The organism is Corynebacterium dentalis, from assembly GCF_900232865.1.
GTDB classification, from domain to species: Bacteria; Actinomycetota; Actinomycetes; order Mycobacteriales; family Mycobacteriaceae; genus Corynebacterium; species Corynebacterium dentalis.
The window spans coordinates 167,513-181,325 of record NZ_OCTS01000002.1; the positions used below are offsets into that span (position 1 = coordinate 167,513).

Here is a 13,813-nt window from a genome sequence, read left to right on the forward strand (position 1 = left end):
GTAATCGGTCTCATCAGTGTCAAAGCACCGCGCCGCCAGCTGGGGGTTTATGGCCAGGGTCACGGCAATGGGGTTGGTGCACGCTCACTGGAAGTCTCGCGATCGGCTTCCCAGTTGCGCCGCCTGCCCCATCCCCGCGGCCACCAGCTCCGCTTCCACCGGCTCGATCAGATCCGCCGTCACGGATGCCGCGCCCGTGGAGTTGTACACAATCCCGCGGATCACCACCAGGCGCGTGCTCAGCGCCTCCACGCGCTGCTTGCTCCACAGTCCCTTGGTCACCATCACGTTGGCCATCCCGGTTTCGTCCTCAATGCCGAAAAACACGGCGCCACCTGCTGTCATGGGACGTTGTCTGTGCGTGACCACCCCTGCCACCCGCACGCGTGTTCCGTTGGGTGCCGTCAGTAATCTTTCCGACGCCACCACGGCCGCCCCTCCGCGAATCTGCCCCGCCTTCGCTCCTGTCCGTATGGGCTGTTCGTGCCACGAGTTGAGGTAGCCCCGCAGCAATTCCACGGGGTGTCCCTCCGGGGTGACCCCGGTGCTGGCCAGATCCGCAGCGGCCAATTCAAACGAGCTCATGCCGGGCAGGGCGGGCGCGTCCAGGTGTGACGTTCCAGGCAGCATCCCTGCACGTTCGGTCGCTGCGATACCGGCTGCCCATACGGCCTGCCTGCGGGACATTCCCAGCGGCTCTAGGGCTCCGGCTCGGGCCAGGTGTTCCACTTGTGCCACCGTCAGGTCCGCCTCGCGGGAGAGGTCGCTGATGCTGTGGTATTCGCCAAGCCGCTCGCGGACATCGACGATCCGCTCGGCTACGGCCGTGCCGATGCCGGTGATGGAGGCCAGTCCCAGCCGGATGGAGCCCACCGGTTCCGCGGTGCCGCGGCCCAGCCCGTGAATGCCGCGGGGTTGGTTGTGGGGTGAGTCCGGCGTCGGACAATTAAGATCCGGACAATCCACCACGGTGTCCGCTTCCACACCGGATTCGTTGATGTGGACGGGGAGGATGCGCACGCCGTGGCGCCGGGCATCGGCAATCAAGGACTGCGGCGAGTAGAAACCCATCGGCTGGGCGCGCAGCAAAGCCACGCAGAACTCGGCCGGGTAATGGTGCTTTAACCAGGCAGAATAGTAAACCAGCGAGGCGAATGACTGCGCGTGGGATTCAGGAAAACCGTAGGAGGCGAACGCCACGATCTTGTCCCACAACCGGTCTGCCACCTCGCCGGTGATGCCGTTGGTGTCCCGCAGGCCCTCGTAGAAACGGGTGCGCATCTGCTCCATCTTCTCCGGCGAGCGCTTGGAGCCCATCGCGCGGCGCAGGGTATCGGCCTCTGCCCCGCTAAACCCGGCGGCATCCACCACCACCTGCATGAGCTGCTCCTGAAACAGCGGGATGCCCAGGGTTTTCGTCAGGGCGGGCTCTAGGCAGGGGTGGTCGAAGGTGACGGGCTCCTCGCCGTTGCGTCGGCGGATGTACGGGTGCACGGATCCGCCTTGGATAGGGCCCGGCCGGATCAGCGCGACTTCCACCACGAGGTCGTAGAACGTCCGCGGGCGTAGGCGGGGCAGCGTGTTGAGCTGCGCGCGGGATTCCACCTGGAACACGCCGATGGCATCGGCGCGGCTGAGCATGTCATAGACCTCTTTTTCCACGGGGTCTAGCCGCCACAGCTCGATGTTGCGCCCGCCGCGGTGGGTGCGGACTTGGTCCAGGCCGTGATGGATGGCCTCCAGCATGCCCAGGCCCAGCAGGTCGAACTTCACAAGGCCCACGGTGGCGCAGTCGTCCTTGTCCCACTGCACCACGCTGCGGTTTTCCATGCGCGCCCATTCTGTGGGCACCACGTGGGCGATTGGCCGGTCGCAGATCACCATGCCGCCGGAGTGAATGCCCAGGTGGCGGGGCTGATTCTTCAGCTGTTCCGCAACACTGCTGACGATCTCCGGTGGTTCTTCCGTCCCCCGGGACCACGCATCCACGAGGCCGGGGGCGTAGCCCAGCGCTCGGGCGGCATCGCGCAGCGCTCCCTTGCGGCGGTAGGTGATGACGTTGGCCACCTGCGCAGCGTTATCCCGGCCGTAGCGGGAGTAGACGTACTGGATGGCTTCTTCTCTGCGTCCGGATTCGATGTCTACGTCGATATCCGGCGGCCCGTCGCGCTCTGGGGACAGGAAGCGCTCAAACAGCAGACCCGCGGCCACTGCGTCCACGTTGGTGATCCCTAGGGCAAAGCACACCGCGGAGTTAGCTGCCGACCCGCGCCCTTGGCACAGGATGTTGGCGGAGTGGCAGAAGCTGACGATGTCATGAACGATCAAAAAGTATCCCGGAAACCCGAGCTTGTCGATGACGTCTAGCTCTCTATCGATCATCGCCCAGGCCTTCGCGGTGGCGGAGTTGGCAGTGTCTGCCTCTCCCGCTGTGTCCGGCCGCGCCCCATAGCGCACCGTGGCTCCGCGATAGGTCTCCTCCCGCAGCCAACTCATCTCTGTGTGCCCCGGTGGCACGGGAAAATTGGGCAGGTTCGGCGCAATGAGGTTGAGCGTGAAGGCGCATTCCTGCGCGATCTCCACCGTGTTCGCCACGGCCTCCCTGAGCCACGCGTTATCGCCCGCCAGCTGGAGCATCTCCTCTCCCGTGCGCAGCCACGCCCCGCCCAGCGGATGTGTCGTGGCCTCGGCCGCGCCCACGTCTTTATGCTCGTGCAGCGCACGCTTAACCCCGGCCAGCCGTGCTTGGTGTGGCACCGCGCAGGTGGGCACGCTGCTCACAAACTCCCGCAGCCCCCATCGTTTTGCCAGGGCATGCAGCTGTTCGTTGCGGTCTGCGTCAATGGGCTGCATCGTCTGTTGCAGCTCCACTGCACAGTTTTCTTTACCGAATGCACGCACGATTTCTTTTATTTTCGACGCCATACTCCACCCCACCACCACTATCCAATGGCAGCCGCCTTGTTCATCGAAGGCATAGCGGGCGAGCTCCTCCATCGGCGGGTAGACCACCACATTTTTGTCCCGGTCCGCCATGTGCGCGTCTGTCATCGCCCGCGAGAGCCGGCGATACCCTTCCTCGCCTCGGCACAGCACCGCCAGCGGCTCTGCCTGCGCCCCACTTGTGGACAGCTCCGCACCGAATACCGTAGCTACTCCGCGTTCCGCCGCAGCGGCGGCGAAACGCGCGGCACCATAAAACCCATCCCTATCCAGGCAGGCCAGAGCACTAATCTCAAGTTCGGCAGCTTGCTCTACGAGGTCTTCCGGTTCGCTGGCTCCGCGCAAAAAGTTATAGGCACTGCAAGCATGAAGTTCCGCAAAAGGCACTGCCTGGGCAGCCCGGGCGGCGCGGCGTTGGCGTCGATCTTCCTGCTCACCAGAACCCGCGTCATCGAAGAACTCGACCCGCTTACCTTCACCGATGCCCACCGCATGCAAAGTACCGGCCGACTTGCTGGAGAGGATCCTCTCCAACCGCGACCAGCTCAGCGATGCAGCGTTCATAGACACGCTTGCAGCTTAGCGCATATTGGTTCATATGTTCTATATAATGCTCTCTTTCAACTCTTTCCTCGAAACCCCTAGTTCCCGCACGAGAAAAATGGCAAACTAGACCGAGTTGTTCATTTTGTGGGCTGGGTGCTAAATTTTCCCCCAACCCTTAGGCCGCCTCACCGGCCAACTCGACGAAAGAAAGAGGACCCACATGTCCCTTCGCAAAAAAGCAGCAGCCACCATCGTTGCAGCAGCCGCAGCATTCTCCCTGGCAGCCTGCGGTGACGATGCAGACACCATCAAGGTCGGCACTACCGACCAAGGCCAAGAGCAGTGGCAGGTCTTCGAACAAGAAGCCAAGGCACAGGGCCTGAACGTGGAACTCGTCAACTACGGCGATTACTCCCTGCCCAACCGCGCGCTGGAAGACGGCGAAATCGACGTCAGCAACTTCCAGCACCTCATGTTCCTCGCAGACTACAACGTCAACAGCGATGCAGACCTGACCCCCATCGGCGCCACCGAAATCATCCCGCTGGCCATCTACTACAAGGATCACAGCGAGCTGAAGGACATCGAGGAAGCCGGCGAAGTCGCCATCCCGAATGACCCAACCAACCAGGGACGCGCCATCAACGTGCTGGTCCAGGCCAAGCTGGTCACCCTCCGCGAAGAAGGCCTGCTGGCGCCCACCCCAGCTGACATCGACCAGGACAAGTCCAAGGTCAAGGTCACCCCAGTGGACGCAGCCCAGACCGTCACCTCGTACATGAGCGGCACCCCTTCCATCATCAACAACTCCTTCCTGGAGCGCGGCGGCATCGATCCACAGAGCGCCATCTTCGGCGATAACCCAGAGGCTCCCGAGGCCCAGCCGTACATCAACGCTTTTGTGACCACTCAGGAGCACAAGAACGATGAGCAGCTGCTCAAGCTCGTTGACGTGTGGCACTCCCAGAAGGTTCAGGAAGCCATCGAGCGTCAGTCCAAGGGCACCTCTGTTGAGGTGAAGAAGGATGGCGAGGAGCTGGAAGGCATCCTCGCTGACGTCGAACAGAAGATTCACGAAAGCAAGTAACCACAGCGCACGAATCGGCCTCGATAACCTCTACACACCAAGGATTCCCATGGCTGAAACGGCCACACACACCGGCACCAGCGTCGAGTTCCGCAACGTCACCAAGGTCTTCAAACAAGGCCGGAAGGAAGTCACGGCGCTCAAGAACGTCAGCATTTCCATCCCGTCCGGCTCCATCGTGGGCATCATCGGTTACTCCGGTGCCGGCAAGTCCACCCTGGTTCGCCAGATCAACGGCCTGGATCGCCCCAGCTCCGGCGAGATCCTGTTGGATGGCAAGGACATCGTCCCCCTGAAGGAATCGCAGATGCGCAAGCTGCGTTCCAACATCGGCATGATCTTCCAGCAGTTCAACCTCATGACGTCGCGCAACGTGGAAGGCAACATCGCCTACCCACTGAAGCTGCAGGGTATGGGCGCAGCCGAGCGCAAGGCGCGCGTGCAGGAGCTGCTGGAGTTTGTGGGCCTGTCCGATAAGGGCAAGGCCTACCCCGAGCAACTCTCCGGTGGACAGAAGCAGCGCGTGGGCATCGCCCGAGCGCTGGCCACCAACCCAGAGCTGTTGCTGGCCGATGAGGCCACCTCCGCCCTGGACCCCTCCACTACGCACGACGTGCTGGAACTGCTGCGCAAGGTCAACCGCGAGCTGGGTATCACCATCGTGGTGATCACTCACGAGATGGAAGTGGTGCGCAGCATCGCCGACCGCGTGGTGGTCATGCAAGGCGGCGAGGTCGTGGAAGAAGGCACGGTCTACGATGTCTTCTCCAACCCCCGCACCGCTGTGGCCTCCAACTTTGTGGCTACCTCCCTGCGCAATACGCCGGACATGGTGGAATCCGAGGCGTTGCAGTCCAAGTCCGGTCGCCTGTTCACCGTGACCATGGCGGAGGGCATCGGATTTTTCGACGCCATCTCCAAAGCTTCCCACGCAGGTGTGACAGTCAATATCGTCCACGGTGGAATCACCACGCTGCAGCAGCACAGCTTCGGCAAGCTGACGATGCGCATGTCCGCCTCCACCCCACAGGCGGAATCCGCAATCGAAGAGTTCTACCAGACCATGCAGGCCAACACCGAGATTGAGGAGATCCGATGAGCACAGACAACACGATGATTCTGGCTCAGATGGACTGGGATCGCCTGGGTGGATTCTTCCAGGACGCCATCTGGGACACCCTCTACATGGTCTCCGTGACGCTGCTGCTTTCCGGCATCTTGGGACTGTTGCTCGGATTGCTGCTGTACACGACTCGCAGCGGCGGCATCCTAGAGAACCGCCCGGTGTACTTCTTGCTGAACTTCCTGGTGAACTTCTTCCGCCCCATCCCGTTCATCATCTTGCTGACCGCCATTGGTCCACTGACGGATGTGCTGGTGGGCACGCGTATTGGTACCGAGGCTGCGATCGTGGGCATGGTGGTGGCCGCCACCTTCGGTGCTGCGCGCATCGTGGAGCAGAATTTGGTGTCCATTGACCCAGGTGTGGTGGAAGCTGCGAAGTCCATGGGCGCTTCTCCGCTGAAGATCATCACCTCGGTGATCATCCCCGAGGCCCTCGGCCCTCTGATTTTGGGCTTCACTTTCGTGTTCATCGCGATTGTGGATATGTCCGCGATGGCCGGATACATCGGCGCTGGTGGTTTGGGAGACTTCGCCATTGTCTACGGCTACCGCTCCTTCAACGACCAGGTCACGTGGATCACAGTGCTGGTGATCATCGTGATTGTCCAGATCGCTCAGCTTCTGGGCAACTGGGCGGCGCGCAAGATCATGCGCCGGTAGTTTCCGCTGGCTGGTCGGCGCCTTCCTCTCGCCGGGCCGCTACTCTCGATAACAAACCCACCTGGTTTCCCGGGTGGGGTTGTTGTGTCGAAGCGGGCGTGCTGTTACTTGTCGTCGTCAATCAGAATCACAGCATCGCTGTTCACACCGACGATGACCACGTCGTCCTCGGCGCCATCCGTCTTCACGCGAAGGGTCTTGGTCTCGATGCCTTCGGACTCTTCGTAGCCTTCGAAGGTTCCTTCCACGGACTTGCCTTCCACCTGGAAGCTGATGTGCTTACCGATGTGGTTGTAGAGGTCGTCTGCTCGTGCGCTTGATGGTCCGATGTCGCTAGCCTCGCCAGCGCCCGTGCTTGAATTTTCATTGCTCATGCAATCTAGGGTACCAGTAGAAAATTGCACGGGTATTGAGATTTCGGAAGCGAGTGCTCATCCAGATGTTGAATCGGTGGGATTCTCGCGCCTTCACAACTTCGCACGTTTTCGCATCAAATCATCCCTCGTTGACGAAGATAGCTTCGATCATCCGGTCTACTGTCGAAGTTGCTGAATTGAGAGCAAACTCGGAATCCCCATGCCTGGCGACCCAGACTGCAAGCTCGTTCATTGCACCGGACAGGGCCAATGCCAATGGTTCTAGTTCAGAAAGCGAAACCATCCCACTCAACCCTTCGCGAAGCGCTTCAACTGAGGCCCCCTGATCCATCTGGCGCCATTCGTTCCACCCCAAAATGTTTGGAGCTTCCACTAGGAGCATCCTCGTTGATCGCGATCCCGAGGCCTCAACCAGGAAAGCTCTGCTTCCCTTCTTGATTCGTGACAGATCTGAATTTTCATTTTGCACTGCCTGTTCGATTGCCAGGCGGATTCTCTCATGCTCTGTCCGAACTACTCCACGGAATAACGAAGTCTTATCACCGAAATGGTGGTACATCGCCCCCCGCGTTACTCCCGCCCGTCGGCAAACTTCAGTCATTGAAGTTGCCGCGAAACCTCGCTCTATGAAAACTTCCGTTGCAACTTCCACCAGCCGCTGAGCCGTTCTCCGCGCATCTTCTGCCGTTCTTCTAGGCACTCAACTTCCTTTACATACACCCTGTACGTAAAGGAAGGAACTGTCTTGTATTTCTCCAGCTTTTATCCAGTCATTCTCGTGAAAGATACCTCTGCTTGCGCACAATTTTTCATTCAACACTTCGGCTTCTCATCGACCTTCACATCACAGTGGTACATGAGTCTCGAAAACGATGGCTCCGAACTGGCACTTCTTTCTCACAATCACGAAACTATTCCAGATAATTTTCGGAACCACACCACTGGGCTAATCCTCAACTTTGAGGTAGAGGATGCAGAACTGGAGTTCAGCCGTCTTGTCCATAATGAACACTGTGTTGTGAAGCTTCCTCTCAAGGACGAGGATTTCGGCCAACGACATTTCATCCTTGAAGGCCCAGAAGGAATACTCATCGATGTGATCCAGAACATTGCCCCCTCCTCCACCTTCATCGAAAATTATTCGTCCTAGAATTTTCGATAGTTGTACTTTTTACAGAGCCCTTAAGAGTTTGCCGGCTACCTAGCGGCCGCTCTCTAGGACTTCCTGCACATCCAGCACCACCCAGGAGCTCGCGCGCTTCGGCTTGTCGCCGCAGGACCCCTTGGCCATCACCGACGGTCGGCTTTCTAGCTCCACGAGCCACCGGCGCCCAGTCGCACCGTCCTGCACTTCGCGCGTTGCCCGTCGCTTATCGCCCGGCTGGCTCTCAAGAGCGCTGATCTGCAACCCGGCCAGCGGAACGGTCTCCCCCGCATCGTGCAGCATCCGGCCCGCGGCCAGTTCCGCCACCTGCCCCGGCCCGTCCCACACTCCGCGTCCGCGGTTTCCCTGCAGCCAGAGTTCCCCTCGCTGCGCGTACTCCAGGATTTCGCTGGCGGAGTTCACCGCGTTGCGCCCGTAGGAGTAGTTTCCCGGCAGCAGCATCGTTGCTGGCGCAAAGCGGTGTCCCTTGGTGTGGGAGGTTTCCCAGACGTAGTCCCTAGGCCACTTTTCCGAGAGGTCAGACGCCAAAGGCCTGCCCCACACCGCACAGCACAGATCACGCCGGCCATGTGTGCACACCAGCAGCACGGGATGCTCCACTCGCTCCGCCCCCGGCGTATTTCCTGGCTGCGAAAGGTCCAGTTCCAGGATCGATTCCGGCCCGTCGACACGCATACGCTCGAGCACCGGCTGCGCTGGATCGCCCACTCCTGCCGACCAGCTGATGTAGAGCAAGGGCCGTAGGTCATCGGCTTCGTGGTGCTGTCCGGCGCGCCCCGGCTGCCGGATGAACTGCAGCTGCGCGCGATGGCTCTTGATGAACTTCTTGATCTGCTGCGATAGCTCCGCGCCCAGGGCTTCCCCGTCGAGGATGTCACGCCCCCACCCGCGCGGATGCTCCAGCGCGAGGATGACATTGCCCCCGCGTGCCGTCCCCGCCAGCTGTTCCCCGGTCAGCGTGGAGCAGACAGATTCCTTCCACTTCTCCTCATCATCCGGACCGCTCATGGCGATGCCGGCCAGTGGGTTTCTCCTCGTGGACATAGGTTTCAGGTTACCAGTGGGGTTTTTCCCCGACGCCACCTTCTCCCCGTGCTCCTTATCTCTCAGTACGAGGCCTCGATCCTCCAGGCGGTATCACGGCTGACCAGTAGGAACGCTCCGGGAGGATCTGCGGTGGCTACCTGCATTCGGGCGTAGCGTTTGCCGCGCGCCCACCATTGCTCATCCACGGGCCATGGCCCTGCCCATCCGGTGACCTCCACGCGCCGTCCACCCCACTGCAGGTAGGCAGGTTCACCACTGAGCAGCCCGCGTCCGGAGACGTGAATGGGCTGATCATCTCCAGTGCGCACCTCTACTTTTGCGGCGGGGTGGGCAGCCGAAGGGTATGTCATTCCCGAGTCCATCCCGGCAGCCTTCCCTGCTGCCTTCGCCCCAATGACCGAAGGCAGCGGGTGCAGAAGCTCTCCTTGCCACTGGCGCGTAGGCAAAGCACTGACCGACTCTGGGTCTTCGTCACCGTAGGGCACTGTCACCACTCTGCTGGCCACAGCTCGGCCTCCACGATGCACGGGCCGCAACACGTTGTGCACCCCGATGAGCGCTTGCGCGCGTCCGGCGGCAGCGCGGATGGCGCGCATTCCTTCATCGGGGCCGCCCCAGAGCGCGGACTCTACTTTGCCCGCGGGGACTGTCTCCACGGGCACGAGTTCCAAGGCGGCCACACCCACGGGCTCGCCGAAATGCTCCGTCTCAACATGGCTATCACCGCCCTGACCAGCACCATCCGCCGTGCTCGTGGTGCTCGCCGCGCCTGTCGGCGCCTGCTGGCGCAGCCGGGTAATCCATCCCTCCAGCTGCCACCGCACGCGCTGGGCGGTGTCCTCCTCCGTCAGAGGTTCCCGGCAGCGCCACACGCGCTCAATCATCGTGGCGCCCGCATAACCTGCCGGAGCCGAAAGGTAGGCCCGCACCGCCAACCGCAAACAGGCATCTCCCGCTGCGAAGAGCTCCGCGTGCAGCCGCGCTGCCACCTTTCTGGCCACAAAGGCTGCCGTTTCCGTATTGGCGATGGGCTCATCCATATCCTGCCGAACAGCAATAGCAGGAATATCCCGTCGCGGCGCCACCGCGCGATCGATATCCCCGCAGGCAATCCGGTGCCACTGAGCCCCGACCGCCCCAAACCGCGCAGAGACGTCCGTTCGCGGCAAGTTCGCGAAGTCTCCCATCGTGCGCACACCCAGCTGTCGCAGCACGTGAACGACCTCCTGCGAGCCAGCCAAAGCGGGTTCGCTGACCATCTCTCCCACGGGCAGACTCTGCACAAACTGCGGCCCGCTACCAGGCGCAATGTTCTTACCTCGACGCGCCGCCCACACCGCCGTGACGACATCATCTGCCGTGCCTGCCAAACAGTCCGCCTGCTGACGGACCGCTGCATCCAACAGCAGCTCCACCGCACAGTCTTCCCCGCCGTAGTACCGCGCCAAAGAATCAGCAGGGAAGGCCAGCAACCCCGGGCGCAGCGTCTCCACTCCGGCCGCCACCTGCTCGAGCGCAGTCAGCACATCATCGTGCACCGCGAGCTGGCGCGCGGGATCGTCATCAGCCACCGCCAACTGCGGACACACGGACAGCGCATGGCGCTGCTTCATCCCTTTCTTCACGCCCGCTTTCCGCGCCGCCGCATTGCACGCGTAAATCCGGTGTTCCGCGATCACCGCCGCGGGTTGCAGCAAATCCCATCCATGTGCTCTCCCGATGGCATAGACAGGCCAATCCGGAAACCATAGAACCGTCACGCGCTGACTCATCGGGCCATCTCCTGAAGCTCAGAAGTGGCGTCGGACAAAGAAACCACATCCATCCGCTCCCCCACCACGGCGTGGAAGCGGCGCGGAGGTTGGGATTTACCCCACACGCGGCCGTCGACTTCCACCCCGCGCACGCGGCCATATCCGCGGCCCAACCCGCGAATGCCCACCACGTGCGCATCAATGTTCAGCTGCACCTTCGGCCACGCATGGCCAGAAACCACCAGCGCGCAGCGGCTCTTATGCAACCGCGCCTCAACGGGACGCGCGAACGTGGGCGAGGCATTGGCGGCAGGACGATAAAAGACCATGTCCACGCCCTCCACCAACGTGCCCAACACCGCGGCCGCGTGCGGAGCCGGGTCCGGGATCACCACCACCCGCTCGAGGTCTCCCCCAGCGGCATCGATAGCAGCCAACGCCAACTGCGGATATCCCACGATGGCCACACAACTGCCGGCCTGCGTGGCCGCCACCAACAGATCCACGTGCACTGCGGGACAATCCGCCACGGCCGTCACCATCGCCCGTGGAATGCCGCCCGTATCGATCGCCTGCTCCAACCACGGCGGGCTCGGAAGTGTGTCCACCACGCGCGATTGAAAACTCTCCGGCGTGGACGTCTTCCCGGAAATCCGAGCCATCTTCTTACGTAGGTCATAGATAGTATGATCTAACTCTTGCTGCGTAGAACTAGCCATGGTGAACACCTCCTCTTAAGTCTCAATTAATGGTTTAACGTGCAGATTAACCGTCACGCCATGCGGCAAAGTGCATACTTTCACCGCCCTGTTCACTACGAACATATGTACTACACAGCCGAGACAACCAACCCGCGCATCGAGAATTAAATTAGAACACATGTTCGCTATAGTTAGCGTAAAACTCCCCATCCCCTACGTCAACTGCGCACCCTATCCACCACTGCTTCTACACTGGAACACCATGACTAACCGCACCCTCATCGTTGCCGCCCCCACCCCCGTGCGCGCCGCCACCTCAATCCTGCTGGGCTTGGCCGTTGCCGTCATGGCGATGCCCATCCCCAACGGCTTCAAGGTGATCGGCCTGGTTGTCTGTGTGGCCGCCGGGTTGATGGTGACTTTCAGCCATCCTTATCGACGTCGCGTCCGCGCCGCCGTGGAAGAGCGCAATGAAAAATACACCACCACAATCAGCCAGGTACTTCCTCTGTTCCCGCTCTGGCTGGCCCTGATGGTACTGCCCATCGTCACAGGAAGCTGGGTTCTAGCGGTCATCGTGTGGGTCATCGCCGCTGCGTACGCGTGGTTCGTCCACCCACAGCTGGACGGCACTGCCCATATCCGCCCCCTCGCGGACGATAACCGCCGCGCATAAAGCCCGGCACAAAGCCCGGCACAAAGCCCGGCACAAAGCTCAGCCCACACAGAAAGCCGGCCGCTCTTCCAAGAAATACCTTCTCGGAAAAAGCGGCCGGCTTTCTCATGTAGGTCACTGACAGGCTCCACAGAGCCCGCGCAGGAGACCTACTCCCACTCGATGGTTCCCGGTGGCTTGGACGTAATGTCCAGCACCACGCGGTTAACGTCCTCCACCTCGTTGGTGATGCGGGTGGAGATCTTCTCCAGCACGTCGTATGGGACGCGCGTCCAGTCCGCGGTCATCGCATCCTCGCTGGACACGGGGCGCAGCACGATCGGATGTCCGTACGTGCGTCCATCGCCCTGCACGCCCACGGAGCGTACGTCGGCCAGCAGAACCACTGGGCACTGCCAGATCGTGTCATCCAGCCCCGCGATGGTCAGCTCCTCGCGCGCAATTGCATCTGCCTTGCGCAGGATGGTCAGGCGCTCTTCGTTGACCTCGCCGATGATGCGGATGCCCAAGCCAGGACCAGGGAACGGCTGGCGTCCCACAATGACCTCGGGAAGACCCAGCTCGCGGCCCACCGCGCGTACCTCGTCCTTGAACAGCAGGCGCAGTGGCTCGACCAGCTGGAACTCCACGTCATCAGGCAGCCCGCCCACGTTGTGGTGGCTCTTGATGTTCGCGGTGCCGGAGCCGCCGCCGGATTCCACCACGTCTGGGTACAGCGTTCCCTGCACCAGGAAGTCCACGGAGGAACCTTCCGGAGCGGAGTCCAACACACCCGCCACGGCACGCTCGAAGGAGCGGATGAACTCTGCGCCAATAGCCTTGCGCTTGGCTTCCGGATCGGACACGCCAGCCAGCTTGTCCAAGAAGGCAGCGCGCTCATCCACCGTCACCAGGTTTGCTCCGGTGGCGGCCACGAAGTCGCGTTCCACCTGCTCGCGCTCGCCTTCGCGCAGCAGTCCGTGATCCACGAACACACAGGTCAGACGATCGCCGATCGCTTGCTGCACCAGAGCCGCCGCCACGGCGGAATCCACGCCGCCGGACAGGCCACAGATGGCGCGACCCTCAGGTCCCACCCGCTCCTGGACCTGCTCGATCAGCTGCTCGGCAATGTTGCCCGCCGTCCAGGTGGGCTCCAGGCCGGCCGTTTCGGTGAGGAATCGACGCAAAACTTCCTGCCCATGCGGTGAATGCAGAACCTCTGGGTGGTACTGCACACCGGCCATGCGGCGCTCGGGGCACTCGAAAGCGGCAACCGGAGCACCCTCGGAGGTGGCCGTCACCTGGAAACCCTCGGGGGCCTCAGATACGGAATCTCCGTGGCTCATCCACACCTGGTGCTCGGCCGCCAAGCCGGAGTGCAGCTCGCCACCGGTGACCTGCAGCGCGGTGCGTCCGTACTCACGCAGGCCGGTCTCTGCGACCGTGCCACCCAGGGCGTTGGTCATGGCCTGGAATCCGTAGCAAATGCCAAACACAGGCACGCCCAGGTTCAGGAGTTCTTCCTGCAGGGCTGGGGCGCCATCGACGTACACGGAGGACGGGCCGCCGGACAAGATCAGAGCTGCGGGGTTCTTCGCAGCCACCTCATCGGCAGGCATCGAGTGAGGGATGACCTCGGAGTACAAATTTGCCTCACGCACGCGACGTGCAATGAGCTGGGCGTACTGCGCGCCAAAGTCAACGACGAGAACTGGGCGCGGGGGCTGAATGTGGTCTGTCTCAGTCACAG

12 protein-coding genes are annotated in these 13,813 nt (G+C 61.8%); 5 read left to right on the forward strand and 7 right to left on the reverse strand.

The window, feature by feature from the left end; translation table 11 throughout:
- Positions 1 to 84 precede the first annotated feature (84 nt).
- Positions 85 to 3,507, reverse strand: coding sequence for an error-prone DNA polymerase (locus tag CS919_RS02365; RefSeq protein WP_099297885.1), 3,423 nt, complete (start codon positions 3,505 to 3,507; stop codon positions 85 to 87).
- 202 nt (positions 3,508 to 3,709) lie between these two features.
- Here CS919_RS02365 and CS919_RS02370 point away from each other — a divergent pair, with 202 nt between their 5' ends.
- The 3 genes from CS919_RS02370 to CS919_RS02380 are packed head-to-tail and all read left to right on the forward strand — an operon-like array spanning position 3,710 to position 6,361.
- The gene (locus CS919_RS02370; protein ID WP_099297887.1) at positions 3,710 to 4,576 is read left to right on the forward strand and encodes a MetQ/NlpA family ABC transporter substrate-binding protein; all 867 of its coding nucleotides are present in this window, start codon (positions 3,710 to 3,712) and stop codon (positions 4,574 to 4,576) included.
- A 49-nt stretch (positions 4,577 to 4,625) separates the two neighbouring features.
- Positions 4,626 to 5,675, forward strand: a complete 1,050-nt coding sequence (locus CS919_RS02375; RefSeq protein ID WP_099297889.1) for a methionine ABC transporter ATP-binding protein — start codon at positions 4,626 to 4,628, stop codon at positions 5,673 to 5,675.
- Positions 5,672 to 6,361, forward strand: coding sequence for a methionine ABC transporter permease (locus CS919_RS02380; protein ID WP_099297891.1), 690 nt, complete (start codon positions 5,672 to 5,674; stop codon positions 6,359 to 6,361). Before CS919_RS02375 ends, CS919_RS02380 begins: the two co-directional genes overlap by 4 nt.
- 104 nt (positions 6,362 to 6,465) lie before the next feature.
- Here the strand turns inward: CS919_RS02380 and CS919_RS02385 are convergent, their stop codons facing one another.
- Together CS919_RS02385 and CS919_RS11020 are read right to left on the reverse strand one after the other, a co-directional pair.
- On the reverse strand, positions 6,466 to 6,735 hold the full coding sequence (locus tag CS919_RS02385) for a hypothetical protein (RefSeq protein WP_099297893.1): 270 nt from the start codon (positions 6,733 to 6,735) through the stop codon (positions 6,466 to 6,468).
- Positions 6,736 to 6,856: 121 nt separating this feature from the next.
- Complete coding sequence (locus CS919_RS11020; RefSeq protein WP_099297895.1) at positions 6,857 to 7,438, reverse strand: TetR/AcrR family transcriptional regulator; 582 nt, start codon at positions 7,436 to 7,438, stop codon at positions 6,857 to 6,859.
- A 78-nt stretch (positions 7,439 to 7,516) separates the two neighbouring features.
- On the opposite strand from CS919_RS11020, the gene CS919_RS02395 reads away from it, so the two are divergent.
- Positions 7,517 to 7,888, forward strand: a complete 372-nt coding sequence (locus CS919_RS02395) for a VOC family protein (RefSeq protein ID WP_200818325.1) — start codon at positions 7,517 to 7,519, stop codon at positions 7,886 to 7,888.
- A 51-nt stretch (positions 7,889 to 7,939) separates the two neighbouring features.
- Here the strand turns inward: CS919_RS02395 and CS919_RS02400 are convergent, their stop codons facing one another.
- From CS919_RS02400 to imuA', 3 genes are all read right to left on the reverse strand, one after another.
- Positions 7,940 to 8,947, reverse strand: a complete 1,008-nt coding sequence (locus CS919_RS02400; protein ID WP_099297897.1) for a ferredoxin family protein — start codon at positions 8,945 to 8,947, stop codon at positions 7,940 to 7,942.
- A 62-nt stretch (positions 8,948 to 9,009) separates the two neighbouring features.
- The gene (locus CS919_RS02405; RefSeq protein WP_099297898.1) at positions 9,010 to 10,722 is read right to left on the reverse strand and encodes a Y-family DNA polymerase; all 1,713 of its coding nucleotides are present in this window, start codon (positions 10,720 to 10,722) and stop codon (positions 9,010 to 9,012) included.
- Complete coding sequence (gene imuA' / locus CS919_RS02410; protein WP_099297899.1) at positions 10,719 to 11,423, reverse strand: DnaE2-dependent mutagenesis accessory factor ImuA'; 705 nt, start codon at positions 11,421 to 11,423, stop codon at positions 10,719 to 10,721. The genes CS919_RS02405 and imuA' overlap by 4 nt, the downstream gene beginning before the upstream one ends.
- 244 nt (positions 11,424 to 11,667) lie before the next feature.
- Between imuA' and CS919_RS02415 the strand changes: the two genes are divergently transcribed.
- Positions 11,668 to 12,081 (forward strand): hypothetical protein, encoded by a 414-nt coding sequence (locus CS919_RS02415; RefSeq protein WP_099297900.1) that lies wholly within the window; start codon positions 11,668 to 11,670, stop codon positions 12,079 to 12,081.
- 149 nt (positions 12,082 to 12,230) lie between these two features.
- On the opposite strand, the gene guaA is transcribed toward CS919_RS02415, so the two are convergent.
- The gene (gene guaA, locus CS919_RS02420; RefSeq protein WP_099297901.1) at positions 12,231 to 13,811 is read right to left on the reverse strand and encodes a glutamine-hydrolyzing GMP synthase; all 1,581 of its coding nucleotides are present in this window, start codon (positions 13,809 to 13,811) and stop codon (positions 12,231 to 12,233) included.
- Between the last annotated feature and the right edge of the window lie 2 nt (positions 13,812 to 13,813).